General features: G+C 75.0%; 21 protein-coding genes. 5 read left to right on the top strand and 16 right to left on the bottom strand.

All coding sequences use genetic code 11. The features are described 5' to 3' along the window. Positions 1-19: 19 nt before the first annotated feature. The 3 genes from CP967_RS25770 to CP967_RS25760 form a co-directional block, all read right to left on the bottom strand. Positions 20-1,621 carry a sodium/solute symporter gene (locus tag CP967_RS25770; protein WP_150490265.1) on the bottom strand — a complete coding sequence of 534 codons (1,602 nt, stop codon included), beginning with the start codon at positions 1,619-1,621 and terminating at the stop codon, positions 20-22. Between the two features lie 221 nt (positions 1,622-1,842). After that, a complete protein-coding gene (locus CP967_RS25765; protein WP_150490264.1) occupies positions 1,843-3,192 on the bottom strand; it encodes a PucR family transcriptional regulator in 1,350 nt (449 codons plus the stop codon). 204 nt (positions 3,193-3,396) lie between these two features. After that, positions 3,397-6,147 carry a LuxR family transcriptional regulator gene (locus tag CP967_RS25760; protein ID WP_229888320.1) on the bottom strand — a complete coding sequence of 917 codons (2,751 nt, stop codon included), beginning with the start codon at positions 6,145-6,147 and terminating at the stop codon, positions 3,397-3,399. A gap of 161 nt (positions 6,148-6,308) precedes the next feature. On the opposite strand from CP967_RS25760, the gene CP967_RS25755 reads away from it, so the two are divergent. Further along, complete coding sequence (locus tag CP967_RS25755) at positions 6,309-7,127, top strand: alpha/beta fold hydrolase (RefSeq protein ID WP_150490263.1); 819 nt, start codon at positions 6,309-6,311, stop codon at positions 7,125-7,127. A 69-nt stretch (positions 7,128-7,196) separates the two neighbouring features. On the opposite strand, the gene bdeA is transcribed toward CP967_RS25755, so the two are convergent. The 9 genes from bdeA to hisD all read right to left on the bottom strand — a co-directional run bounded on the left by bdeA (position 7,197) and on the right by hisD (position 14,056). Beyond that, positions 7,197-8,132 (bottom strand): bis(hydroxyethyl) terephthalate hydrolase, encoded by a 936-nt coding sequence (bdeA, locus tag CP967_RS25750; protein WP_150490262.1) that lies wholly within the window; start codon positions 8,130-8,132, stop codon positions 7,197-7,199. A gap of 196 nt (positions 8,133-8,328) precedes the next feature. Further along, complete coding sequence (gene hisF / locus CP967_RS25745) at positions 8,329-9,084, bottom strand: imidazole glycerol phosphate synthase subunit HisF (protein ID WP_150490261.1); 756 nt, start codon at positions 9,082-9,084, stop codon at positions 8,329-8,331. Then, the gene (locus CP967_RS25740; RefSeq protein WP_150490260.1) at positions 9,081-9,479 is read right to left on the bottom strand and encodes a RidA family protein; all 399 of its coding nucleotides are present in this window, start codon (positions 9,477-9,479) and stop codon (positions 9,081-9,083) included. The genes hisF and CP967_RS25740 overlap by 4 nt, the downstream gene beginning before the upstream one ends. Further along, a complete protein-coding gene (priA, locus tag CP967_RS25735; RefSeq protein WP_150490259.1) occupies positions 9,476-10,201 on the bottom strand; it encodes a bifunctional 1-(5-phosphoribosyl)-5-((5-phosphoribosylamino)methylideneamino)imidazole-4-carboxamide isomerase/phosphoribosylanthranilate isomerase PriA in 726 nt (241 codons plus the stop codon). The genes CP967_RS25740 and priA overlap by 4 nt, the downstream gene beginning before the upstream one ends. Beyond that, on the bottom strand, positions 10,201-10,842 hold the full coding sequence (hisH, locus tag CP967_RS25730) for an imidazole glycerol phosphate synthase subunit HisH (RefSeq protein ID WP_150490258.1): 642 nt from the start codon (positions 10,840-10,842) through the stop codon (positions 10,201-10,203). Before hisH ends, priA begins: the two co-directional genes overlap by 1 nt. Positions 10,843-10,852: 10 nt before the next feature. Beyond that, complete coding sequence (locus tag CP967_RS34150) at positions 10,853-11,020, bottom strand: hypothetical protein (protein WP_167535442.1); 168 nt, start codon at positions 11,018-11,020, stop codon at positions 10,853-10,855. Then, the gene (gene hisB, locus CP967_RS25725; protein ID WP_150490257.1) at positions 11,017-11,610 is read right to left on the bottom strand and encodes an imidazoleglycerol-phosphate dehydratase HisB; all 594 of its coding nucleotides are present in this window, start codon (positions 11,608-11,610) and stop codon (positions 11,017-11,019) included. The genes CP967_RS34150 and hisB overlap by 4 nt, the downstream gene beginning before the upstream one ends. After that, on the bottom strand, positions 11,607-12,737 hold the full coding sequence (locus CP967_RS25720) for a histidinol-phosphate transaminase (protein WP_150490256.1): 1,131 nt from the start codon (positions 12,735-12,737) through the stop codon (positions 11,607-11,609). The genes hisB and CP967_RS25720 overlap by 4 nt, the downstream gene beginning before the upstream one ends. After that, positions 12,734-14,056 carry a histidinol dehydrogenase gene (gene hisD / locus CP967_RS25715; RefSeq protein ID WP_150490255.1) on the bottom strand — a complete coding sequence of 441 codons (1,323 nt, stop codon included), beginning with the start codon at positions 14,054-14,056 and terminating at the stop codon, positions 12,734-12,736. The genes CP967_RS25720 and hisD overlap by 4 nt, the downstream gene beginning before the upstream one ends. A gap of 161 nt (positions 14,057-14,217) precedes the next feature. Between hisD and CP967_RS25710 the strand changes: the two genes are divergently transcribed. From CP967_RS25710 to ybaK, 4 genes are all read left to right on the top strand, one after another. Next, positions 14,218-15,819 carry an oxidoreductase gene (locus CP967_RS25710; protein ID WP_150490254.1) on the top strand — a complete coding sequence of 534 codons (1,602 nt, stop codon included), beginning with the start codon at positions 14,218-14,220 and terminating at the stop codon, positions 15,817-15,819. A 275-nt stretch (positions 15,820-16,094) separates the two neighbouring features. Next, positions 16,095-17,138, top strand: coding sequence for a hypothetical protein (locus CP967_RS25705; protein WP_150490253.1), 1,044 nt, complete (start codon positions 16,095-16,097; stop codon positions 17,136-17,138). Positions 17,139-17,143: 5 nt separating this feature from the next. Then, positions 17,144-17,932, top strand: a complete 789-nt coding sequence (locus tag CP967_RS25700) for an LON peptidase substrate-binding domain-containing protein (protein WP_150490252.1) — start codon at positions 17,144-17,146, stop codon at positions 17,930-17,932. A gap of 10 nt (positions 17,933-17,942) precedes the next feature. Next, on the top strand, positions 17,943-18,440 hold the full coding sequence (gene ybaK / locus CP967_RS25695; RefSeq protein WP_150490251.1) for a Cys-tRNA(Pro) deacylase: 498 nt from the start codon (positions 17,943-17,945) through the stop codon (positions 18,438-18,440). A gap of 34 nt (positions 18,441-18,474) precedes the next feature. Here ybaK and CP967_RS25690 read toward each other — a convergent pair whose 3' ends face one another. From CP967_RS25690 to CP967_RS25675, 4 genes are all read right to left on the bottom strand, one after another. Further along, a complete protein-coding gene (locus CP967_RS25690; protein WP_150492048.1) occupies positions 18,475-19,287 on the bottom strand; it encodes a DUF2567 domain-containing protein in 813 nt (270 codons plus the stop codon). Between the two features lie 132 nt (positions 19,288-19,419). Beyond that, positions 19,420-20,268 carry an ABC transporter permease gene (locus tag CP967_RS25685; RefSeq protein ID WP_150490250.1) on the bottom strand — a complete coding sequence of 283 codons (849 nt, stop codon included), beginning with the start codon at positions 20,266-20,268 and terminating at the stop codon, positions 19,420-19,422. Between the two features lie 37 nt (positions 20,269-20,305). Then, complete coding sequence (locus CP967_RS25680; RefSeq protein WP_150492047.1) at positions 20,306-21,289, bottom strand: ABC transporter ATP-binding protein; 984 nt, start codon at positions 21,287-21,289, stop codon at positions 20,306-20,308. Between the two features lie 138 nt (positions 21,290-21,427). Further along, positions 21,428-22,708 (bottom strand): NYN domain-containing protein, encoded by a 1,281-nt coding sequence (locus CP967_RS25675; RefSeq protein ID WP_150490249.1) that lies wholly within the window; start codon positions 22,706-22,708, stop codon positions 21,428-21,430. Positions 22,709-22,958 lie beyond the last annotated feature (250 nt).

Below are 22,958 nucleotides of genomic sequence, written 5' to 3'. Positions count from 1 at the left end.
GGAAGGCGTACGGCCGGGTTCAGGCGCCGGTGCCCGCCCGTGCCGGTGTCCAGCGGGCCCGGTGCCGGGGGCCCGGGGGCGTGGCGCCGGGGGGTTTCGCGCGTGAGGCCAGCAGTCCCAGCAGGAAGCCGGCGGGGATGGTGACGAGCCCCGGGGTCTGCAGCGGGAACACGGCGAAGTCCCACTCCGGGAAGAGCGCGACCGGCGTACCGGAGAACGCCGGTGACAGCACCATCAGGACGACGATCAGCGGCAGGGTCCCGTACACCGTCCAGCGCACCCCCCGGGCCCCGAAACCCGGCCGGAACAGGGCGTGGAACAGGACGGGCGGCAGCACGGAGGCCGCGGCGGCGAACGACAGGGAGAGCAGGACCTGCGGGTTGCGGTCGTGGGTGTAAGCCGAGAGCAGGACGGCGGCGGCGCCGATCGCGACGACCGCCAGGCGGGCCCGCCGGATCTCCCGGCCGGATGCCTTGCCCGCGCCCTGCGCACCGGACTTCGTGGTGAAGTCGCGGGCCAGGGAGGAGGCGGCGGCCAGCGTGATGCCGGCCACCGCGGCCAGGGTGGTGGCGAAGGCGGCACAGGCGACGAGCGCGAACAGCGGGCTCTCACGGGGGCCGCCGGCGGCGGGGTCCAGCGCCCCGGTCACCATCAGCAGCGAGGTGCCTCCGGCGGGGTCGGCGGCGTACAGGAGCTCCCGGCCGACCAGCGCGGAGGCGCCGAGCCCGACGACGACGATGCCGGCGCACAGGACGGCGACGGGGGCCACCGCCCAGACGCCCGCGCGGCGCGCGGTCCGGGCGTCGCGTACCGGGTGCAGCCGCATCGTGATGTGCGGCATGCAGGCGGCACCGAGCACCAGGGTCAGCTGGAAGCCGATCAGGTCGAGCCCGCCCGCGAGCCCGTGGCCGAACTGCAGCCCCGGCCCGGCGTAGTCGTCCCCGGCCCCGCTGCCTTCCCGGGCGGCGTCGAACAGGGCCGACGGCGACCAGCCGAAGCGGGCCAGGACGAGACCGGCGAGCAGGGTGACCGCGGCCAGCACGACGGCGACCTTGAGGATCTGGATGTACCCGGTCCCCCGCATCCCGCCGAACGCCGAGTAGCAGACCATCAGCGTCCCGCTGGCGACGGTGCATCCGGTGAGCGCGCCCTCGGGCAGGCCGAACATGGCGGTCATGACGTGCCCGGCGGTGGTCAGCTGCACGATCAGCAGCGGGGCGAGCACCACGAGGGTGGCCACGCCCAGCGCCCTGCGGACCGAGTTGTCGGCGAGCCGGTCGGCGAGGAAGTCACCGAGGGTGAACACGCCTCTGCGGCGCAGGCGTTCGGCGAACAGCCGCATTACCAGCACCAGGGAGGCGACGGTGGCGAGGGCGAACAGCACCCCGTCGAACCCGGCGAGCGCGACGGAGCCGGTGGTGGACAGCAGGGTGGCGGCGGACACGTAGTCGCCGGCGATGGCGAGCCCGCCGCCGACCGGACCGAGGGAGGACCCGCCCGCGTAGAAGTGGTCGGGGTCGTCCTGGTCGGCGGCGGCGAGCCCGCACAGCAGCAGGGAGACGGCGACGAAGCCGAGGAAGATGACCACGGCCAGGGACCGGGCGTCGAACGAGCCGCTCACCGGGTGTGCTCCACCGGTGCGGATGTGACGGGGGCAGCGAAGGGCATGCGCGCCAGGGCACCAGGCGGGTGCGTCCCGGTACAGCCCCGGGCCGGTGGGCGCGGCGCCCGTACACCCCGCCGCCCCCACAACTGTGCTGGCGCACAAGGCAAGCCGTGTGCGGACGGGGCTCCGCTCCCCCGGCGCAAGGGCCGGTGCGGCGGCTTCCGCGCCGGGTCCGGTCAGCCCGTCAGCAGCCGCCGTGCCGCCAGGGCCAGGGACACCTCGACGGCGTCCGTCGGCCGGGTCAGGCAGCGCCCGGTCAACTGCTCGAACCGCCGCATCCGGTTCAGCACCGTGTTGCGGTGGCAGTACAGCCGTGCCCCCGCCCGCTGCGCCGAGCCGTCGGAGTCCAGCCAGGCGGTCAGTGTCTCGATGAGGACGTCCCGGTCCGCCGGGTCGAGCCGGTCCAGCGGTCCGAGGACCCGGTCGGCCAGCGCGGTCCCGAGCCCCGGCGCGGAGACCACGAGCGCGGCCGGCAGGTGTTCGTCGAGCAGGATCGTGCCGCCCGACGCCGGACAGGCGCGCAGCGCGGTCTCCGCGAGGCGCCGGGCCTCCCCGACCGCGGCGAGCCCCTCCACGACGGAGCTGATGCCCGTACGGGTGCCGGGCGGGGCCGTCAGCTCCGCCGCCATCGCGGCCGGTTCGGCCCGGCCGGGGCCGCCCGGCTCCCCGGCGGTGTCCCCGGGTGCCGGGCCGGCGCCGTCCGGGCCGGGCGGCTCCCCCTCGCCGTCGTCCAGGGCCACGATCGCCAGTTCGGCGTCGGCCGCGGTGTGCCAGAGGACCGTCCGTCCCGGTCCCAGCGTCAGCGGCGGCCGTTCGGTGCCGTGCGGGGCGCGGTGGGCGGGGGCGACCGCCAGTACGGCGTACCGTCCGTGCACCGGCAGGCCCAGTGCCGCGGCGGCGTCCGGCAGGTCGGCGATCCGGGCGGTGCCGTCCAGGAGGGCGGCCGTCATCAGGCGCTGCTGGTTCTCCCGGCGCCAGGCGAGGCGGCGCTCGGCCTGCCGGTAGGCCTCGGCCACCACCGCGCAGTGCTCGTCGACGAAGTTCCAGACGTCGGCCGCGACATGGACGAGGAGCCGGACGTCCTCGGGCCGGCTCCGGGCGGTCTCGTCCACCAGGTCCTGCCAGACCATCGCCCCGCCCATCCGGAAGGCGTGCGTCACCGCGTCGAGCGGTACGCCCTGCTCGGCACGGGTCTCGCCGATCCACCGGGAGGTGCGGTGGGCCGCGTCCCGGCATTCCCGGGGGCTGATCAGCGAGGCGACGTTGTGCCGGAGCGAGTGGTGGACCTCCTGCCAGATCTCGGTGGGCTCGGTCTCCATGGCGGCCCGGTAGCCGGGTTCCTGGTCCCGCAGCGCCTCGACGAGCCGGTCCGTGAGTTCGGGCAGCGCGTCCATCAGCACACGGGCGGCCCGGTGCAGCACGGTGACGGCCTCGCGGTCGGCCAGCGAGCGGAAGCGGCGCGGCAGCGGCGCGGCGGGAGGGGTTCCGTGCAGCGCCCTGATCCGTGAACGTACGACCTGTGGCATGGCGGCCTCCACCGGGAATCGGCCGGATCCGGACGGACCGGCCCCGGTGCGCGCGGCCCGGCATCGGGCACACGCACACCGAATGATCCTGACGTCCGCAGAATGGCATACCGCCCGGTCGGTACCTAGGGGTGTGCGCCGTTCTTCTCATCACGGTCCTGCAACCTCCCGGTAACAGGGCGTGCCGGACGCCGCCCAGGGGTGTCAGCGGTCCAGCAGCCGGGCCAGTTCGGTGCGGGAGCGGACCCCGAGCGTCGCGAAGACGTTGCGCAGGTGGTGGTCGACGGTCCGCGGGCTGACCGAGAGCCGTACCGCCACCTCGCGGTTGGTGGCGCCCTCGGCCACGCAGCGGGCGATGCGCTGCTGCTGGGGGGTGAGCCCGGCCAGCGGTCCGGCCCCGCCCGGGTCCGGTACGTCGACCGCCTCGCCGGCCGCCCGCAGTTCCCCGCCCGCCCGGTCCGCCCAGGCACGCGCCGAGCAGCGTTCGAAGGCCACCAGGGCGTCGCGCAGCGGGCCGCGGGCCTCCCGGGTGCGGCGGCGGCGGCGCAGCCACTGGCCGTGGAGCAGCTGGGTGCGGGCGCGTTCGAAGTCGCCGCCGGCCCGGTCGTGATGGGCCAGGGCCTGCTCGTACCAGGCGGCGGCCCGGTCCGGCGGGGCGAGCAGGGCGCGGCAGCGGGCGAGCAGGGCGGGCGTCTGGAGGTCGGCGGTCCGGGTGGCCCAGAGAGTGAACTCCCTTACGGCCGCTTCCAGTTCATCCGCTCCTTCCTCCGTGCGGCCGGAGAGCGCCATCGCCTCGACGTAGCACGGGACGGCGAGCAGCCGGGTGGCGAAGTGCCCGGTGGCGGGCCCGGGGCGGACCAGCGGCCCGAGCCGGGCCGCCGCCTCGCCGGGCCGTCCGGCCGCCAGGTCGGCGCGGGCGACGGCCCAGGTGGCGAGGGTGGCCGCCTGGGTGAGGCCGTGGGGGCCCGCGCCGGCCAGGGCCGCGTCCGCGTGGGCGGCGCACGCCTCGGCCGGCCCTTCCACGGAGGCGGCGAGCGCGAGCACGGCGTGCAGATGGGTGGCGGCGTTGGGCTGTCCCGTGCGGCGGGCCGCGTGCAGTCCTTCCAGTGCGTGGGCGCGGGCCCTGGCGTGCCGTCCGGCGCGGAGTTCGGCGTAGGCGAGCTGTTCCAGGGCCTGCGGCAGCATGGCCTCGGGGCCCCGGGTGCGTACGGCGGCCAGTGCGCGGGCGCCGGCCCGGCAGGCGGCGTCGATCTCTCCCAGCACCAGGGCGGCGGCCCCGGCCCGCATCAGCTCCCCCGCCCCTTCGGCGCGTTCGACCGCGTCGAGGCAGCACCGCAGCAGCGCGTGGCCCTGCTCGGTGCGGCCGCCGAGCACGGCGCACATCCCGGCCCGGTACTGCGCCATGGGCCGGTCGGCCCCGGTGCCGGGGATACGGGTCATGGCGTCCAGGTAGGCGATGGCGTCCCCCATGTCCCAGGCGGCTTCCGCGGCGCCGAAGAGCGCCTCCAGCGTGCGGCGGGGGTCGTGCGGGGCGAGCAGCGCGGCGGCGGCGAGGAGCACTTCGCGGGCGTCGGCGGCCGGCCCGTCGCGCAGGGCGAGCATGCCCCGTACGTAGGGGGCGGCGCCCTGGGCGGCTCCGGCGCCGACCCGGGCGAGCAGGGCGCGGGCCCGGCCGGTGTCCCCGGCCAGCCGGGCCTGTTCGGCGGCGGCGGCGAAACGGGCGGAGCGCCGGTCCTCGTCGGTGGACAGGGTGGCGGAGCGGGCGAGCGCGGCGGAGCGTTCGGCGTGCGGGCGCGGGGCCGTGGCGGCGGCCTCCATCTGCGCGGCGAGCGCGGCGTCCGGGCCGGGGGCGGCGCAGGCCCGCTGGACGAGGGCGGGGAGGGTGGGCGCGCCGGGCCCGTCGAGCAGGGTGGCGAGCAGTTCGTGGACGGCCCGGCGGCGGCCGGGTGCCGCCCGGTGCAGCACCGCCCGGCTCAGCAGCGGGTGGCTGAAGTGCACGCGGCTGCCGGCGCGCTGGAGGGCCCCGGTGCCGCCGGCCGGGGCGAAGAGGACGCGGTCGAGGTGGGCGGGCGAGAGGCCCGCGCGGTCTCCCGCGCGCAGCAGGAGGGCGGCGTCCGCGCCCGCCCCGTCGGGTTCGTGCTCCTGGGCGGCCGCCGCCAGCAGGAGCAGGGTGCGGGTCTCGGGGGCGAGGTGGTCGAGGTGGGCGGCGTGGGCGTCCAGGACGCCTTCGGCGCCGGGCAGCGGGTAGGGCAGGGCGGTGCGCCCGGCCAGCTGGTCGGGGGTGAGCCGTCCGACGAGCCCGGCCAGCAGCCGGGGGTTCCCGGACGCCTCCCGCAGCAGTTCGCTGCGGACGACGGGATCGGTGTCACCGGTGGCGTCGGTGAGCCGGTCCAGCAGGGCCGCCGCGGCGTCGTCGTCGAGCGGGCCGAGCCGGAGCGTGGGCAGCCCGGTGAAGGCGGTCTCCTCCGTGGCGGACACCAGCACCGTGACGCGGCTGCCGGCCCCGAGCCTGCGGGCGGCGAAGCCGAGCGCGGCCCGCGATTCGGGGTCCCAGGCGTGGGCGTCGTCCACGCAGACGAGCAGGGGCGCGTCGGCGCCGAGCCGGCGCAGCAGGCCGAGCAGGCCGCCGGGGGTGAGCCCGGAGCGCGGCATCCGGTCGGCCGGGACGGGGAGCGGGCCCGGGGCCGAGCAGAGCAGGGCGTGCAGCCCGCTGTAGGGCAGCCGTTGTTCCGCGGGGGCGGCCGAGGCGTGGAGCACCGGGCCGTGGTGGCGGTCGCGGTGGTGGGCGGCCGCGTGCCCCAGCAGGGCGCTGCGGCCGAGCCCGGGGGGCGCGGTGAGTACGAGGGCTCCGCCGTCACCCGCCCGCAGTCTGGTCAACAGGGCTTCCAGGATGGCGAGTTCACCGCTGCGGCCGTACAGCCGGAGCGGACTGTGCACGGTCGTCGATGGGGTCACCCTTCGACGTTACTTCTGCGTAAACAGCGTCGGAAGACGCGCGTCCGCTCCCGGTTCCCGGCCGGCCGGGTGCGGTGCGGGCTCCCAACGCCCGGCCGGGAGCGCTGTGCACGGGCACAGCGCGGGCCGGGCGGGCCGGGCACGGCCCGTAACGTCGCCGCATGACTCATGAGTTGCGTACCCACGACGGTCTCACCCTGCGCTACCACTCCTGGTCCCGGGAGCCGGTGGCGGCCCTCCCTCCGGTGGTGCTGCTGCACGGTTTCGCCGCCCACGCCCGTCTGAACTGGGAGGGCCCCGGTGTCGTCGAGGCCCTGGTGTCGCGGGGGCGCGAGGTGTACGCCCTGGACGCGCGCGGTCACGGCGGGTCCGACGGGCCGCACGACCCGGCCCGGTACGGCGAGGCGCTGATGGCCCGTGACGTGCGGGGGCTGATCGACCGGATCGGCGCGGACCGGGTGCATCTGGCGGGCTACTCCATGGGCGCGGTGGTCGCGCTGCTGACGGCGGCCGGCGACAGCCGGGTGAGCCGCCTGGTGGTCGGCGGGATCGGCGCCGGGGCGGTGGAGGTGGGCGGCCTGGACACCCGGGCGATGCCCCCGGAGCTGGTGTCCGCCGCCCTGACCGCCGATGATCCCGCGGACGTGCCCGAAAGCGCCCGCGGTTTCCGGGTCCTGGCCGAGGCGTCGGGTGCCGACCGGTTCGCGCTGGCCGCGCAGATCCGGGCGGTCCACCGGGGCGCGCTGCCCCTGGAGCGGATCTCGGTGCCCACCCTGGTGCTGGCCGGGGAGGACGACCCGCTCGCGGTACGGCCCGGGGTGCTCGCCGGCGCGATAGCGGGCGCGGAGCTGGCCGTGCTGCCCGGCGACCATCTGACCGTGGTCCGCGAACCGGGCTTCGCCGGCGCGCTCACCGCGTTCCTGGCGCGGGACTCCGGGGGCGGGGCGGGCGCGGAGACCGCGAAGGGCACCGGGGCCTGACGCCCCGAAGGCCGGGCACGCGGCGGGGCCGGACCGCGGCGCGCGCGGTCCGGCCCCGCCGTCCCGGGATCAGGAGGTGTGCGGGCAGGTGCCCTGGTACTCGGCGATCGTGAGGCTGGCCGACGGCAGCGGGCAGAGGAACTGCTCGTAGCGGGTGTCGTTGTCGATGAAGCGCTTCAGCCACGAGATGCTGTACTTCGCGATCGTGGTGTTGGAGGTGTTCGGGGTGAAGTGGCTGGCCCCCCGCAGCTCCAGGTACGCCTTGTCCAGCGAGCTGGGCAGCGAGTTGTAGAAGGGCTTGGAGTGGGTGGTGACGGACGCGACGGTGTCGCCGTCCGCGCCGATGACCATGGTCGGGGTCTTGACCTCGGGCCAGGTCTTGTCGAGGTTCCAGCCGGTCAGCGGGATCGCCGCCTGCAGCGACGGGCGTTCCTTCGCGGCCTCCAGCGTGCCGCCGCCGCCCATGGAGTGGCCCATCACGCCGAGCCGGGAGGTGTCGATCCGGCTGCGCACCGAGCTCTCCCCGGTGAGGTAGTCGAGGGCGGCGAGCAGCTGGTCGCCACGGCTCGCGGGCTGGTCCATCGTGGTGTTGGTGTCGATGGTGAAGACGACGAAGCCCTGCGAGGCGAGCCGCGGGCCCAGCCAGGCGATGCTCGACTGGTAGGCGGTGAAGCCGGGCGAGATGGCGATCGCGCCGAAGGTGCCGTCCGAGGTGGACGTCGGGTAGTAGATCGTGCCGCCGCCGAAGCCCCTGACCCGGAGCGAGGAGACGGAGGTCTCCGAGACGGCGTACGGGCCGCGGAGCGCCTCGATGCTCGACTGGGTGGGCGCCGGGCCGCGCTCGTACGGGTTGTCCGCGGCCTGTGCCCCGCCGGGCACCAGCGAGATCAGCAGACCGGCGGTGGCGGCGGCGCCGGCCAGGGCGCCCCTGACGGTACGGGAGCGGCTCTTCGTCGTCCGGGGGTGGCGCGGGGAGACGTCGCCGGAGGGGAGGTGCTGCTGCACGAGGGGGGTCCTCTCGGTCGTGGCGTGAACCGCGCCGCGGCCACCGAGGGGACCCGTCGTCCGGGGGTTCTCGGAGGGATGCACCGCGTGGGCCACCGCCGTCATTCGTTGGCGGTGGCCACTCTGGCGGTGCACCCGGCTCCCGGGCATCGGCGAGATGGCCGGTCTTCGGCGACCGGCCGTCTCCGCGGCGGTTTCAGCGGACCGGCTTCCCGGCCTCCCGCAGGGCGCCCTTGACCTCGGAGATCCGCAGGTCACCGAAGTGGAAGACGGACGCGGCCAGGACCGCGTCGGCGCCCGCCTCGACGGCGGGGGCGAAGTCCTCCAGCCGGCCGGCGCCACCGGAGGCGATGACTGGGACGGTGACGTGTGCCCGCACCGCCTTGATCATCTCGGTGTCGTAGCCGTCCTTGGTGCCGTCGGCGTCCATCGAGTTGAGCAGGATCTCCCCGGCGCCGAGCTCCGCGGCCCGGTGCGCCCACTCGACGGCGTCGATGCCGGTGCCCTTGCGCCCGCCGTGGGTGGTCACCTCGAAGGTGCCCTCCGGGGTGCGCCGGGCATCGACGGACAGCACGAGCACCTGGCGCCCGAAGCGCTCGGCGATCTCCCGGATCAGCTCGGGGCGGGCGATGGCCGCGGTGTTGACCCCGACCTTGTCGGCCCCGGCCCGCAGCAGTCTGTCCACGTCGTCCGCGGTGCGCACACCGCCTCCGACGGTGAGCGGGATGAACACCTGCTCGGCGGTGCGCCGCACCACGTCGTAGGTGGTCTCGCGGTCGCCGCTGGAGGCGGTGATGTCCAGGAAGGTCAGCTCGTCGGCGCCCTCGGCGTCGTAGAGCTTCGCCATCTCGACGGGGTCCCCCGCGTCACGCAGGTTCTGGAAGTTGACCCCCTTGACGACGCGGCCGTTGTCCACGTCCAGGCACGGGATGACCCGTACGGCGAGACTCATCGCGTCCCTCCCCGGTAGGCCTCGACCTCGACCTCGACGACCAGGCCCGGGTCGACGAACCCGGACACGACGATCATGGAGGCGGCGGGGCGCACGGCGTCGAACAGCTCCTTGTGGGCGCGGCCCACCTCGTCGGTGTCCCGGGTATGGGTGAGGTACATCCGGGTGCGGACGACGTCCTCACGGCCCAGGCCCGCCTGCGCCAGCGCGTCGAAGGCCACCTGGAAGGCGTTGAGGGTCTGCTCGTACGGGCTGCCGGCGACGATCCTGCCGTCGGCCACCGAGGTGCAGCCGGACACCAGGACGAGACCGTTCGGGAGGGCGACGGCCCGGGAGTACCCGAAGGTGTCCTCCCAGGGGCCGCCGGAGGAGATGCGGCGTACGGGGTCCGTCATCCGGAGACCGCCTTCAGCGCCTCTTCCAGGGTGAACGCCTTGGCGTAGAGCGCCTTCCCGACGATGGCGCCCTCGACGCCCTCGGGGACGAGCGAGGAGATCGCCCGCAGGTCGTCCAGCGAGGAGACGCCGCCGGAGGCGACGACCGGCTTGTCGGTGGCGGCGCAGACGTTCCTCAGCAGTTCCAGGTTGGGGCCCTGGAGGGTCCCGTCCTTGGCGATGTCGGTGACGACGTAGCGGGCGCAGCCCTCGGAGTCCAGGCGGGCCAGCGTCTCGTAGAGGTCGCCGCCGTCGCGGGTCCAGCCCCGGCCGCGCAGCGTGGTGCCGCGGACGTCGAGGCCGACGGCGATCTTGTCGCCGTGTCCGGCGATGACCTCGGCGACCCACTCGGGGGTCTCCAGGGCGGCTGTGCCGAGGTTGACCCGGCGGCAGCCGGTGGCCAGGGCGGCGGCGAGCGAGGCGTCGTCGCGGATGCCGCCGGACAGCTCGACCTTGATGTCCATGGCGCCGGCGACCTCGGCGATCAGCGCGCGGTTGTCGCCGGTGCCGAAGGCGGCGTCCAGGTCGACCAGGTGCAGCCACTCGGCGCCGGCGCGCTGCCAGGCGAGGGCCGCCTCCAGCGGGGAGCCGTAGGAGGTCTCGGAGCCGGACTCGCCGTGGACCAGGCGGACGGCCTGGCCGTCGCGGACGTCGACGGCGGGGAGCAGTTCAAGGTTCGGCATTACAGCGTCTCGATCCAGTTGGTCAGCAGCTGGGCGCCGGCGTCGCCGGACTTCTCGGGGTGGAACTGGGTGGCCCACAGCGCGCCGTTCTCCACGGCGGCCACGAACCGCTCTCCGTGCGTGGCCCAGGTGATCCTGGGGGCACGGATCTTGGCGTTGGTCACTTCGAGGGACCAGTCGTGCGCCGCGTAGGAGTGCACGAAGTAGTAGCGCTCCTCGGGGCCGAGGCCGGCGAAGAGCTGGGAGCCCTCGGGGGATTCGACGGTGTTCCAGCCCATGTGCGGGACGACGTCGGCCTTCAGGGGGCCGACGGTGCCGGGCCACTCGTCGAGGCCCTCCGTCTCCACCCCGTGCTCGATGCCGCGCTCGAAGAGGATCTGCATGCCGACGCAGATGCCCATGACGGGGCGTCCGCCGGACAGCCTGCGGCCGATGATCCATTCGCCGCGGGCCTTCTTCAGCCCGTCCATGCAGGCGGAGAAGGCGCCGACGCCGGGGACGAGCAGGCCGTCCGCGTTCATCGCCCGGTCGAAGTCCCGGGTGATCTCCACGTCCGCGCCGACGTGGGCCAGGGCCCGCTCGGCGGAACGCACGTTGCCGAAGCCGTAGTCGAAGACCACGACCTTCTTCTTGTCGCTCACTGCCGCTACCTCAGTCCCAGAGTCCCTGGATCCGCAGGATGCCCGCCACCAGGCACATCACGGAGCCGATTCCGAGGAGCACGACGACGCCCTTGGGCAGGCCCTGCTTCCAGAAGGAGTAGACGCCGCCGGCCAGGAAGAGGCCGGCGATGATCAGGATGGTGTTCAGGCCGGTCACAGGGCGCCCTTCGTGGAGGGCAGGATGCCGGCGGCGCGCGGGTCGTGCTCGCTGGCGTACCGCAGGGCGCGGGCCAGGGCCTTGAACTGGCACTCCACGATGTGGTGGGCGTTGCGGCCGTAGGGCACGTGGACGTGCAGGGCGATCTGTGCCTGGGCGACGAAGGACTCCAGGATGTGCCGGGTCATCGTCGTGTCGTACTCGCCGATCATCGGCGCCATGTTCTCGGGCTCGGTGTGCACCAGGTAGGGGCGGCCGGAGAGGTCGACGGTGACCTGGGCGAGCGACTCGTCCAGCGGGACGGTGCAGTTGCCGAAGCGGTAGATGCCGACCTTGTCGCCGAGCGCCTGCCGGAAGGCGGACCCCAGCGCGAGGGCGGTGTCCTCGATGGTGTGGTGCGAGTCGATGTGCAGGTCGCCGTCGGTCTTGACCGTGAGGTCGAACAGGCCGTGGCGGCCGAGCTGGTCGAGCATGTGGTCGTAGAAGCCGACACCGGTCGCGACATCGACCTTGCCGGTGCCGTCGAGGTCGATCTCGACGAGTACGGAGGTCTCCTTGGTGGTCCGTTCCACCCTGCCTACGCGGCTCATGCGTCGTGCTCCTTCTTCAGTTCGCGCACCGCATCGAGGAACGCGTCGTTCTCTTGTGGGGTCCCCGCGGAGACCCGCAGCCATCCCGGTACGCCGTTGTCCCGGACCAGCACGCCCCGGTCGAGGATCCGCCGCCAGGCGGTGTGGCTGTCGGCGAAGCGGCCGAACTGCACGAAGTTGGCGTCCGAGTCGGTGACGTCGTAGCCGAGCTCCCGCAGCCCGGCGACCAGCCGGTCGCGCTCGCTCTTGAGCCGGTCGACGTATCCGAGCAGGGTATCGGTGTGCTCCAGGGCGGCGAGCGCGGTGGCCTGGGTGACCGAGGAGAGGTGGTACGGCAGCCGCACCAGCTGGACCGCGTCGACGACGGCGGGGTCGGCGGCGAAGTAGCCGAGGCGCAGTCCGGCGGCGCCGAAGGCCTTGGACATGGTGCGTGAGAGCACCAGGTGGCGCCGGCCCTCGATCAGCGGGAGCAGCGAGGGGCTGTGGCTGAACTCGCCGTACGCCTCGTCGACGACGACCATCGACGGGCCGGCGGCCTGCGCGGCGTCGTACAGCTCCACGACGGCGGCCGCGTCGACGGCGGTCCCGGTGGGGTTGTTGGGAGAGGTGATGAAGACCACGCCGGGGCGGTGCTCGGCGATCGACTTCCTCGCCGCTGCGACGTCGATGGTGAAGTCCTCGTTGCGCGGTCCGGAGATCCAGCCGGTGCCGGTGCCGCGGGCGATGAGGGCGTGCATGGAGTACGACGGTTCGAAGCCGATCGCGGTGCGCCCGGGGCCGCCGAAGGTCTGGAGCAGTTGCTGGAGGACCTCGTTGGAGCCGTTGGCGGCCCAGACGTGCGCGGCGCCGACCTCGTGACCGGTGGTGCGGGTGAGGTAGCGGGCCAGCTCGGTGCGGAGCTGGACGGCGTCGCGGTCGGGGTAGCGGTTGAGGTCGCGGGCGGCCTCGCGGACGCGCTCGGCGATCCTCTCGACGAGGGCCTCGGGCAGGGGGTAGGGGTTCTCGTTGGTGTTGAGCCGTACCGGTACGTCGAGCTGGGGGGCTCCGTACGGGGACTGGCCGCGCAGCTCGTCGCGGAGGGGCAGCTCGTCCCAGGGGTTGCCGTTCGCCGGGGCGGGAGTCGTCACTGCTGGGGCACCTTCCACCCGAACCTGGCCTTGACCGCGGCGCCGTGGGCGGGGAGGTCCTCCGCCTCGGCGAGGGTCACCACGTGGTGGGCGACCTCGGCGAGCGCGTCGCGCGTGTAGTCGACGATGTGGATGCCGCGCAGGAAGGACTGCACGGACAGGCCCGAGGAGTGGCAGGCGCAGCCGCCGGTGGGCAGGACGTGGTTGGAGCCGGCGCAGTAGTCGCCGAGGGAGACCGGCGCGTACGGGCCGACGAAGACCGCTCCGGCGTTGCGGACCCGGCCGGCGACGGCGGCGGCGTCGGCGGTCTGGATCTCCAGGTGCTCGGCGGCGTACGCGTCGACGACCTTCAGCCCGTCCTCGATGCTGTCGACCAGGACGATCGCGGACTGGCTGCCCGCGAGGGCCGGTTCGATCCGGTCGGCGACGTGCTTGGTCGCGGCGATCTGGGGGGCCAGCTCGGCCTCGGTGGCGGCGGCCAGTTCCTCGGAGTCGGTGACGAGGACGGCGGCGGCCATCGGGTCGTGCTCGGCCTGGCTGATCAGGTCGGCGGCGACGTGCACCGGGTCGGCGGTCGCGTCCGCGAGGATCGCGATCTCGGTGGGGCCGGCCTCCGCGTCGATGCCGATACGGCCCTTGAGGAGGCGCTTGGCGGCGGCGACGTAGATGTTGCCGGGGCCGGTCACCAGGTCGACGGGCAGGCACTCCTCGGTGCCGTACGCGAACATCGCGACGGCCTGGGAGCCTCCGGCGGCGTACACCTCGTCCACACCGAGCAGCGCGCAGGCCGCCAGGATCGTGGGGTGCGGCAGGCCGCCGAAGTCCTTCTGCGGCGGGGAGGAGACGGCGACGCCCTCGACGCCCGCCTCCTGGGCGGGGACGACGTTCATCACGACGGAGGACGGGTAGACCGAACGGCCGCCGGGGACGTACAGCCCGACACGCCCGACGGGCACCCACTTCTCGGTGACGGTGCCGCCGGGGACGACCTGGGTGGTGTGGGTGGTGCGGCGCTGCTCGCGGTGGACGAGGCGGGCGCGGCGGACCGACTCCTCCAGCGCGGCGCGCACGGCGGGGTCGAGCTCCTCCAGGGCGGCGGTGAGCGCGGCGGCCGGGACCCTCAGCGCCGCGGGGCGGACACCGTCGAGCTTCTCCCCCCAGTCGATCACTGCCGCGGAGCCACGATGGCGTACGTCCTCGCAGATGGGCCGCACCGTCTCCAGGGCGGCTTCCACGTCGAACTCGGCACGGGGCAGCAGGTCGCGCAGGTCGCCGCCCCGGGGGAGGGCGGTGCCGCGCAGATCGATTCGAGAGATCACACACCAATTCTCTCAGACCGCCCACGGCACCCGGCCGCCCGTATCACTGGCTGATACACGTCCCGGCTGTCACAGGTGACCGTTAGCTTTCACATGGTCACGGAACGGGAAGAACGACTGTACGAGGCGCGGGCCGATCCGCGCGCGGCGGAGGTGAGGCAGTGACCGAACCGCACGACGGCCAGATCCCGGACGGGCTCAGCGCCGCGGAACTGGGCATGTGGCAGTCCTTCCGGAACGGCACGACATACGATCTGCGCTCCCGCGACCCGGTGCGCGACGACCCGTTCGCCCCGCACGTCTGGGGCCCCGAGCGCAGCGTGGGCGCGCGGACGGTGGCGCGCCTGCTGCTGGACGGCCCGCCCGCGCGGCCGGGCCGGGTGGCGGCGCTGAAGCTCCGGGGCGTACGGATCACGGGGAAGCTGGATCTGGCGGGCGGCCGGGTGTCGCCGTACGTCGAGCTGACGGGGTGCCGCTTCGAGCAGGAGGTCGTGCTGCCCGAGTGCCACTTCACCACGCTGCGGATGGCGGGCTGTGTGATCCCGCGGCTGGACGCGGCCCGGCTGCGCACGGAGGGCGATCTCCATCTGCCGCGCTGCCGGATCGACCGGGGCATCAGGCTGACCGACGCCCAGATCGGCACGGACCTGCTGATCAGCCAGCTCTCCGTGGGGCCCGACCGGCGGGGCCGCGCCTTCGTCGGCGACGGGATGACGGTGGCGCAGGACCTCCAGGCCGAGATGGTCGAGACCCGGGGCGAGCTGAGTCTGCGCGGGGCCACCGTCGGCGGGTCGCTGAGCCTGCGCGGCAGCCGGCTGCGCGCCACGGACGGGCGGCGGGCGCTGAACGCCCCGCAGCTGACCGTGGAGCGCACGCTCTACCTGAGCGAGGCGTGGGTGAGCGTCGACACCGGGTACCAGGGCGCCACTCCCCCGTTCGGTATCGCCCGCGGCGCCGGGCCGGCCCCCGGGACCCGCTCCCAGGTCTTCGAGTGCAGGGGGGCGGCGCGGCTGGATGACGGGCGGTTCGGGGACGCGGTCGACCTGCACAAGGCCCGGTTCGTACTGGCGGGCCAGGAGGAGCTGTCGCTGCGCCGGATCGTCGTGCCGGAGCTGCGGTTCAACCTGGAGCGCCCGGAGGAGGGCCGCGTCGTGCTGAACGGCGCGAAGGTCGTGACGCTGATCGACGTCTCGACCAGCTGGCCGGGCCCGGGCGGGCTGGCCATGAGCGGCTTCGTGTACGAGAACCTCGTCCCGTACGGCCACTTCCCGCTCTCCCGCCGCCTGGAGTGGGTGCTGGCCGCCACCCCGGAGTACGTACCGGAACCGTACGAGCGCCTGGCGACGGTGCTGCGCAGCTGCGGGGAGGACGCCGACGCCCGGGAGGTGCTGCTGGCCAAGCAGCGCCGGCGGCGGGAGACCCTGCCGATGGCGGGGCGGATGTGGGGGTACCTCCAGGACTGGGCGGTGGCGTACGGCTACCGGCCGGGGCGGGCCCTGGTGTGGATGGCGGTGCTGTGGGCGGCGGGGGCGGTGGCCTTCTCGCAGTACCGGCCCTCGGCGATCAAGCAGGACGAGCATCCGCTGTGGAACCCGGCGCTGTACGCGCTGGACCTGCTGGTGCCGGTGATCAATCTCGGCCAGGACGGCTACTGGCGGATGGAGGGCAGCTGGCAGTGGGGGGCGGCCGTCCTCGTACTGCTGGGGTGGATACTGGCCACCACGGTGGCGGCCGGGGCCTCGCGGCTGCTGCGCCGGGGCTGACCGCGCCGGGCGCCCCCGCCGCGGGGGCGGGGCCCGTCCGGCCCGCCCCTCCGGAGGCCCGTCCGGCCCTCCGGGGACCTGCCCGCCCCTCCGGGCGCCGGCGGCCTCTGCGGACCGCCGGACCCGGACCCCGGCCTGGACCGCCGGCCCCGGACCCGGCCCGGGCCGCCGGCCCGTTTCCTTTGCCGTGTCTTGAACTTCTCCGGTACAACCCTCCCACTCGCCACAGAAGATTCACAGGGCTCCCCTGGCGCCGCCCGGACCAGCGCTTTTCAATGGTCTGCACCATGGCATTCCTTCGTGCACTGCTGAGCTCCGCGCGCGCGTCCCGGCATGGCCGCCCGGTGCCTTCGGCCGGGCTGACCGCCGACGACGCGGTACTGCTCGACGCCCCCGAGGAGCGGCTCTCACCCGCGCTGGTGGCGGCGGCCCTGGGAGAGTTCGGGCCCGCGGCCGAGCTCCTCGCCGCGACCCGGGAGGCCGCCGACTGGGAGATCCGCGACCGCTTCCTGACCCGGCTGGCGGCGTTCGCCGACAGCCGCGACGGCTGGCTGACCGAGTGGCTGTCCGCCGCCCCGGGCGACCCCGACGCCCTGCTCGTCAAGGCGCAGCTGGCCGTGCGGCGGGCCTGGGCCTCCCCCGCGCAGGCGGAACTCCTGCGCGAGGTGGGGCCGATGGTCACGGCGGCCGCCGACGCCGAACCCCGTGACCCGGTGCCGTGGCGGCTCGCCCTCGACCACGCCCGGGGCACGCGTGCCCCGCACACCGTGTTCGAGGTCCTGTGGGAGGAGGCCCTGACGCGTTCCCGGCACCACTACGGCTGCCACGTCGCCGCGCTCCAGTACCTCTCGGCCGCCTGGTACGGCTCGCACCGCGAGTGCTTCGACTTCGCCGAACGGGCGGCCGAGGACGCGGCCGCCGACTCCCTGGTGCAGGCGCTGCCCGTGCGGGCCGCGTTCGCGCTGCTCAGCGACCCCGTGGCGGCCGGGCGGGCGTCCTCGGTGCGGGAGGACCGGATCGACGCGGCAGCGGACGCGGCGATCCGGCTGTCCGCGGGGTTTCCCGCCGGCGACCCCTGGCCGGCCGAGGTCCGCAACCTCCTGGCCTGCGTCCTGTCCGCACGGGGCAGGACCGCCGACGCCCTGGAGCAGTTCCGGCTGATCGGGCCGTACGCCACGTCCTTCCCCTGGGCGTTCCTGGCCGACGACGCGCTGGGCGGGTTCCTGGACGCCAGGGCGGCGGTACGCCTCGAAGCGGCCTCCTGGGCGCCGGCCCGCGGGCGGTTCGGACACGGCGCGCCGCGCGGCCATTACGCTTGAGCGCTGTGACCACCGCTCGCCTGCCCCTCTTCCCGCTGAACGCGGTGCTGTTCCCCGGCCTCGTGCTCCCTCTCGACGTCTTCGAGGAGCGTTATCGCGCCATGATGCGCGAACTCGCCGGGGCCGACGCGGACGAACCGCGCCGCTTCGTGGTGGTCGCGATCCGCGACGGCCGTGAGACGGCCCTCACGGGCACCGGGATGCCGGGCTCCGCCCCGGCTCCGGACCCCGCCGGCCGCGCCCCGGGGGAGGGCTTCGGCCCCGATCCGGTCCAGTCCTTCCACCGGATGGGCTGTGTCGCCGACGCCGCCAAGATCAGGGAGCGGGCCGACGGCAGCTACGAGGTCCTGGCGACCGGCACCACCCGGGTCAGGCTGCTCTCGGTCGACGCGGGCGGGCCGTTCCTGACCGCCGAGGTCGAGGAGGTCCCGGAGGACCCGGGCACCGGGGAGGGTGACGAGGCCGGCGCGAAGCGGGCGGACGACGAGACGCGGGCCCTCGCCGAGAGCGTCCTGCGGGCCTTCCGCAGCTACCGGAAGCGGCTCGCCGGGGCCGACGAGCGTTCTCTGACCACCGGTGCGGAACTTCCGGACGACCCGCTGGTGGTCTCCTACCTCGTGGCGGCCGCGACCGTCCTGGACGTCCCGGTGAAGCAGCGGCTGCTCCAGGCGCCGGACGCCGCCACGCGGCTGCGTGAGGAACTGGCCCTGCTGCGCGGGGAGACCGCGCTGATCCGGCACCTCCCGTCGCTGCCGGCCGTCGACCTGACCCGCTCCCCCACCCACCCCAACTGAGACCGGCCCCATGGCGAAGAAGACGAAGAAGCAGCAGGGCGGTACCCCGGCGACGGTCGCGCTGACCGCGGCGGGTACCGCGTTCACCGTCCACTCCTACGACCACGACCCCGCGTCCGCGTCCTACGGCGAGGAGGCGGCCGAGGCGCTCGGCGTCTCCCCGGACCGGGTCTTCAAGACCCTGGTGGCCGACGTGGACGGCGAGCTGGTCGTCGCGGTGGTGCCGGTGGCCGGTTCGCTGGACCTGAAGGCCCTGGCGTCGGCGGTGGGCGGCAAGCGGGCCGCGATGGCGGACCCCGCGGCGGCGGAGCGGACCACGGGCTACGTCCGGGGCGGCATCTCCCCGCTCGGCCAGCGCAAGAGCCTGCGCACGGTGCTCGACTCCTCGGCGGACGGCCACGCCACGGTCTGCGTCTCGGCGGGCCGCCGGGGCCTGGAGGTCGAACTCGCCCCCGCCGACCTGGCCGCGCTCACCCGGGCCGTCCTGGCGCCCATCGGCCGCGCCTGAGGGCTGCCCGCTCCCGCGACCCCGGGCGCCCGGTCTACGGCCGCTCGGGCCACCCGCCCGCCCCCGCGGCCCCGCCCGCCCCCGGGGACCCGGCGGGCCCTGCCGCCGGCCCGTCCCCCGTGCCCGTACCGTCCGCCGGCCCGGACCCGGGGCCGGCGGACGCGCTGCCGGGGCCGCCGAACGGCTCCCACTCCGGCTCGGGGTCCCTCGGCCCGAACAGTCCGGTCAGCGCGAGGTGCACGATCATCGCCGCGACCGGCCAGGCCAGCACCGCCGCACCGACCGCGTGCAGTTCCAGCGGGGCGTCGAAGGTCACGCCCTTGCCGGCCTCCCTGGCGTGGGCCACCACGTCCGACGTGGGACCGAACCAGGTCCCGACGCCCCAGGCGAGCAGCGAGCCGAGCACCCCGCCCAGGGCGAGGCCGGCCACCAGCGGGACGCCGCCGCGCCTGCGGAGGAGGAAGACCGCCACGGCGGACACCAGGCCGAAGGCGAGGGCCAGCAGCACGAAGGTGCCGTCGGCCCCGATGGCCTGTTCGCCCTCGCTGTCCTTCAGGAACACGGCCGTGTCGTCGGAGACCAGCGGAACCCGCGGGGCGAGCCACAGCCAGAGCAGGCCGAGCACCAGACCGGCGCAGGTCAGCAGCAGGGCGGTCACCGCGCCCTGGACGAGTTCCGCACGGCGCTCGGCCGCGTCCGGCGGCAGCAGGCCGGCCACGGGACGGGCCCCGGACGGCGGAGCCTGCCACGGGTCGTGGGGATCGGGCTGGTGCGGCGGCGTCGACGGTGCGTTCACCGTGCCATCGTGCCAGGCCGCCCCGGCCGCCGCCGCACCGGACCTCGGCATCCCGACGGCCCCCGGACCGGCCGGGCCGGGGGCACGCTCCGGCCGTGCGCCCCGGGTACGCGGCCGGGTCGAGCCCGACGTGGCGCCGATGACGGACCACTGGCCGTACGCCCCGGGCACGCGGCCGGGTCCTCAGCGCACCGCGGCCCGCCGGTACGCCCAGGTGGCCACCGCCAGCGACAGCACGCCCACCGCCGCGCACACCCCGAGGTCGATCCCCACGACCGCCCAGTCGGGGCGCTCGTCGAAGGACCGGGCGAGAGCCTCCACCCCGTACGTCGACGGCAGCAGGTCCCGCGCCCAGCCCACCGGGCCGGGCAGCCGCTCGGCCGGCAGCACACCCAGCAGCAGCGCCGCGGACATGCCCAGCTGCCCCAGCAGCGTCGCCAGCTCGGCCCGGGGGGCCAGCAGCCCGCAGGCCGCCCCGAGGCCGGAGAGCGCGGCCCCGGACAGCGGGATGACGGCGACGAGCACCCACAGATGCGTCAGCGGCAGCCCGAAGAGCACGCTCCCCGCCACCGCGGTGACGATCGTCCCGGGCACGGTGAAGGAGGCGTACGCGCCGGCCGCCCCCAGCACCACCGCGGCCGGCGGTACCGGCAGGGTGGCGTAGTGGTCGAGGCCGCCGCTCGCCCGGAGCTGGCCGAAGTACTGCGCGAGCAGGTTGAGCGCGACGAAGGCCACGACCAGCACGCTGGAGCCGGCGACCACGGCCCGCGCCTCGGAACCGCCGTCGACGACCCCGCGCATCAGCACCATGATCCCGACGGACTGGAAGGTCGCGACGAACAGCAGCGGGATCCGGGCCACCCTCGCCCGTGACAGCTGCGCCCGGTAGACCGCCGCCATCGAGGGCAGCAGTCCGGCCCGCGGGGCGAGCGGCGCCGGGGTGGCCGGACCGGGGTGGCCGGGCCGGCCGGCGGGACGGGCCGGGTGGCCGTCCGCCCCTTGTGCGGCCTGGGCGGAAACGGTGCTCGTCACCTGGCGCTGCTCCCCTTCGTCTTCACACGGTTGATGTTCACGCCTTCACCAGTCCCCCGGCGGCTCCGGACGCGTCCCCGCCGAGTGCCAGGTAGACGTCCTCCAGGCTGGGGGTGGCCAGCGTGAAGTCGTCCAGCGCGGAGAAGGCCGCCCCGCCGGTCACCGCGGCGACCGCCGCCCGCGCCTCGTCGGGGCCCAGCCGCAGCACCCACCGGCGGCCCGACTCCTGGGCCGACGCGCGGAGCGCGGCGACCTCGGGGACGTCCAGCGGCGCCCGTTCCCGCCACACGAGCTCCACCCGGACCTCGCCCGCGACCCGCTCCTTGAGGCCGGTCGGCGTGTCGCAGGCGATGACCTTGCCCCGCTCCATGACGGCGACCCGGTCCAGGACGGTCTCGGCCTCGATCACGTTGTGGGTCACCAGCAGGACGGTCGTTCCGTGCCGGGCGCGCCGCCGGTCGACGGCGGACCACACGGCCCGCCGGGCGACCGGGTCCATCCCGGTCGTCGGCTCGTCGAGGACGAGGACGGGGCGCTCACCGACGAGTGCGGCGGCGAAGCACGCCAGCCGCCGCTGGCCTCCGGACAGCTTCTTCAGGGGCCGCCCGGCGAGTTCGGTCAGTCCCAGTTCCTCCAGGACCTCGTCCCGCGCGGCCCGCGCCTCGCCGACCGGCAGTCCGCGCAGCCGCCCGGTGGTCTCGGCGGCCAGGGAGACGGTCAGTTCGTCGAGCGCGGTGGACTCCTGGCCGAGGTAGCCGATGAGCCGGGAGGCCCGCTCGGGGTGGCGCACCAGATCGTGCCCCAGCACCTCCACACTGCCGGAATCGGGCCGCATCAGGCCGGTGAGCTGGCGTACGAGGGTGGACTTGCCGGCGCCGTTCGGTCCGAGCAGCCCGAAGATCTCGCCGCGCCGGACGTCGAGGCTGATCCCGTCGGTGGCGCGCACCTCGGGAGTGGCGGGCCGGCCGCGTCGCCCGCGCACGGCGGGGTAGGTCCTGACCAGATCACGTACCGCGCACACGGTCCGGTTCTGCGTCTGTGCCTGCGCTGCGCCCGTACTCACGAGGTACGAGGGTACGGGGTCGGGCGCCCCGGATCGCGTCCGGGTCCGGACAGTGCCGCGCCGCCGGGCCCGCTCTCCGGGGGGACGGCGCCGCTCTCAGGACACTCCCTGCTCCCCCAGCGGGAGGTGTCCGGCGGCGGTCGTCACGTCGATCTCGCGCCAGAAGCCCGCCCGGATCGCGTACCGGTCGTGCTCGTCGATCTGGTCGTCCTTGTGTGCGAGCAGGCCGAACCGGGCGGCGTACCGCAGCAGTTCGCCGTCGATGCGGTGCGGGATGCGCGGGTACATGGTGGAGAGCTTCTGCAGGAGGGCCGTCTCCTGGAGGCGCTCCATCCAGCGCCGGGCGAAGACCTGGCCGACCTCGAAGGGGTCGCCGCCGACGGTGGTGATGTCCTCCTCCCGGTCGGCCCAGCGCTGTTCGGCGCTGGTGAGCTGGGCCAGAGTGGGCAGGGAGGCCGTCTCGGGCGGCTCGCCGAGCGGTCCGCCGCGTTCCACCCAGCCCCGGTCCGAGGACCAGCGCAGGGTGGCGTTGGCGGCCGGCGGCTGGCCGGCGGGGGCGGCGACGCGCTCGGCCGGGGCGCGCAGGCCCGCCAGGTCCTTGGGCGTGGGGACGCCGCCCTTGCCGCCGGGGGCGGGGGGCTGCGGTGGGGCGGTCCGTGCGCGTGCGGCCGGCTCGGCGGAGCCGTTGCGGGCCGCGGCTGCCTGGGCCTCGGAGGCCCGCTCGGCCGAGGCGGCCAGGGCGGCCTCGGGCAGCGGGGCGGAGAGGATCGCGGCGATCTCGGGGCGCGGTGCGGGCGTGGGGGCGCACACGCCCCCGATGTCCTTGGCCCGGACCGCCTTGGTGATCCAGGCCCGGTCCAGCACCCGCCGTTCGTCGGCCTCGGCGACCAGGTCCTCGGACTGGTTGTAGTCGCCGTCGGCGGCCTGGACCGCCCAGAGGTGGACGGCCACCCCGTGTTCCTTGGCGGACATCAGTCCGGGCAGCAGGTCCCCGTCGCCGGTCACCAGCACCACGTCGGAGCAGGCGCGGTTCCTGGCCAGTTCGGTGAGTTCGGCGTGCATCGCGGCGTCGACGCCCTTCTGCGCCCACCGCCCGTCGCTGCGGGTCAGGGCGCCGAGCCGGACCGTCACCCGCGGCATCACGCGCAGCCGCCGGTGCTCGGGCTGCGGTACGCGGTCGGGCGCGCCGTCGAACCAGTAGATGCGGAGCAGGGGTTGTTCCGTATCGGCCTCGGCGCGCTCGCGCAGGCCCTGGATCAGGGCCGCGTGATCGACGGTGATGCGGGAACGGGCGGGCTCCCCGGCCAGCAGACTCGCGGCCGCACCCAGCAGGTAACCGGCGTCCACCAGGACGACGCAACGGTCCACGCGTTCCACCCTCTTCCAGGAATTCGGGAACGGATCAGCGGACGCGTACGTGGGGGGTGGTCCGCTTGTTCGGGGTTCGCTTACTCGCGGTTTCCTTCGAGTCTGCCCGACGGCGGGGGCGTTAAGGTCCGGAACTCGATCATCGGCGTGGCGGACCGGGAAAACCGGGCATGATACAGCGCGAATCACACTGAGTGATGATCCAACATGCGGCTTATCGGGTGCTATGTGAGTCTGACAGCGGTCCTGGCCCCGAGAT

This window comes from Streptomyces nitrosporeus, assembly GCF_008704555.1.
GTDB classification, from domain to species: Bacteria; Actinomycetota; Actinomycetes; order Streptomycetales; family Streptomycetaceae; genus Streptomyces; species Streptomyces nitrosporeus.
Note: the sequence above shows the minus strand (reverse complement) of the source record. Positions and strands in the feature narration are given on the sequence as shown.

What these genes read in the sequence shown, in the direction of transcription:
- CP967_RS25765 (WP_150490264.1), bottom strand. Translation starts at nt 3,192, where the DNA reads ATGCCACAGGTCGTACGTTCACGGATCAGGGCGCTGCACGGAACCCCT.
- CP967_RS25705 (WP_150490253.1), top strand. Translation starts at nt 16,095, where the DNA reads ATGGTCTGCACCATGGCATTCCTTCGTGCACTGCTGAGCTCCGCGCGC.
- CP967_RS25740 (WP_150490260.1), bottom strand. Translation starts at nt 9,479, where the DNA reads ATGACGGACCCCGTACGCCGCATCTCCTCCGGCGGCCCCTGGGAGGAC.
- CP967_RS25690 (WP_150492048.1), bottom strand. Translation starts at nt 19,287, where the DNA reads ATGCCGAGGTCCGGTGCGGCGGCGGCCGGGGCGGCCTGGCACGATGGC.
- hisB (WP_150490257.1), bottom strand. Translation starts at nt 11,610, where the DNA reads ATGAGCCGCGTAGGCAGGGTGGAACGGACCACCAAGGAGACCTCCGTA.
- CP967_RS25755 (WP_150490263.1), top strand. Translation starts at nt 6,309, where the DNA reads ATGACTCATGAGTTGCGTACCCACGACGGTCTCACCCTGCGCTACCAC.
- hisF (WP_150490261.1), bottom strand. Translation starts at nt 9,084, where the DNA reads ATGAGTCTCGCCGTACGGGTCATCCCGTGCCTGGACGTGGACAACGGC.
- priA (WP_150490259.1), bottom strand. Translation starts at nt 10,201, where the DNA reads ATGCCGAACCTTGAACTGCTCCCCGCCGTCGACGTCCGCGACGGCCAG.
- ybaK (WP_150490251.1), top strand. Translation starts at nt 17,943, where the DNA reads ATGGCGAAGAAGACGAAGAAGCAGCAGGGCGGTACCCCGGCGACGGTC.